This window comes from Massilia pinisoli, assembly GCF_024753285.1.
Lineage (GTDB): Bacteria > Pseudomonadota > Gammaproteobacteria > Burkholderiales > Burkholderiaceae_D > Telluria > Telluria pinisoli.
Genome location: NZ_JANUGW010000053.1, coordinates 1 through 1,400 on the forward strand (window position 1 = coordinate 1; position 1,400 = coordinate 1,400).

Annotated in this window: 1 protein-coding gene; it reads left to right on the top strand. The window is 56.9% G+C overall.

Annotation, left to right across the window (positions count from 1 at the left end; all coding sequences use genetic code 11):
• The first annotated feature begins 92 nt into the window (after positions 1-92).
• On the top strand, positions 93-1,118 hold the full coding sequence (locus tag NX784_RS28695; RefSeq protein WP_258820080.1) for an IS110 family RNA-guided transposase: 1,026 nt from the start codon (positions 93-95) through the stop codon (positions 1,116-1,118).
• Positions 1,119-1,400: the final 282 nt, after the last annotated feature.

Below are 1,400 nucleotides of genomic sequence, written 5' to 3' on the forward strand. Positions count from 1 at the left end.
AGAAGCAATGGGATGGACTCCTCCTCCCCTGAGGGCACGTAAGTGCCAAACTGGAGTTTCCACACAACCGGTTTGGAAAGAAGGAGTCCACCATGAAGCTTATTCGCGTTGGGGTCGATTTGGCAAAGAACGTGTTTCAAGTGCACGGCGTGGACCAGTCTGAAAAGGCGGTCTGGTGGAGCAAGCTCGTCCGAGCTGATTGGATCAAGGCGCTACTCGCCCAGATCGAGCCAGGCTGTGAAATCGGCATGGAAGCGTGCAGCGGTGCACATCACTGGGCCCGAGTACTGCAGGCACACGGTTACAGAGTCAAGCTGATTGCTCCGCAGTTCGTTAAGCCCTACGTCAAGAGCAACAAGAACGATGCGAACGATGCTGAAGCGATCTGCGAGGCGATGAGCCGGCCGAGTATGCGGTTCGTAACGGTCAAGACGGTCGCGCAGCAGGATATCCAAGCTGTGCACCGAGTGCGGACCAGCCTCGTCGATCAACGTAAAGCCACAGCCAATCAGATTCGTGGCTTGACATCGGAATACGGATTGACCGCCCCGAAAGAGTTGGTCCACTTGCGCGCAGCGATCCCGCGCTGGCTGGAAGACCTCGACAACGGCCTTAGCGAGCGGTTTCGCCGCCTCTTGCGTGGGCTCTGGGAGGACATCCTGGCATTGGATCGGCGCGTGACTGAGCTCGAACGGGAAATCGAAGAAATTGGGCGGCACGATCCGGTAGCGGTTCGCTTGCAGCAGTTGCGTGGCATCGGTCCTATCACTGCTACCGCTTTGGTAGCGACAATAGGCGATGCTAGCCAGTTTGCCAGCGGTCGACAGATGGCGGCTTCTGTAGGACTGACGCCCAGACAAAACAGTTCAGGAGGAAAAGAGCGTTTGCTGGGCATCAGCAAGAAAGGCGATACTTACTTGCGCTGCTTGCTGATACACGGGGCGCGAGCGGTACTCCGCACTGCTCAGGCCAAGACGGACCGATTAAGTACTTGGGTTACGCGTATTGCGATTACGCGCCACCCGAACATTGCCGCGGTAGCGTTGGCGAACAAAACGGCACGTATCGCGTGGGCGATGATGAGTAGAGGGACCGATTATCATCCTGAGCCCGCATGATCTCAACAGTAAAACTTTTTGCACGACGTAGGAGTAACCGAACCACGATTGCATGACAAGCCGCATGATGGCCAACAGGTCGAACCGGCGCTGGCAAAACCCGAGAATGTCCGCGGCTTTCAAGCCCGTAGAAGCGATAGGGAGTCGGCGCGCGAATAGCCCATCAGGGTCCAGCACCTGGCACAGGTGCAGTAGTATGAGACCGGATATACGTGAGCAGTCGTACCTCGCGGCCTGACGACGGATTGTTTGCAAACGAGGCGGAGTCCATATACGGACATT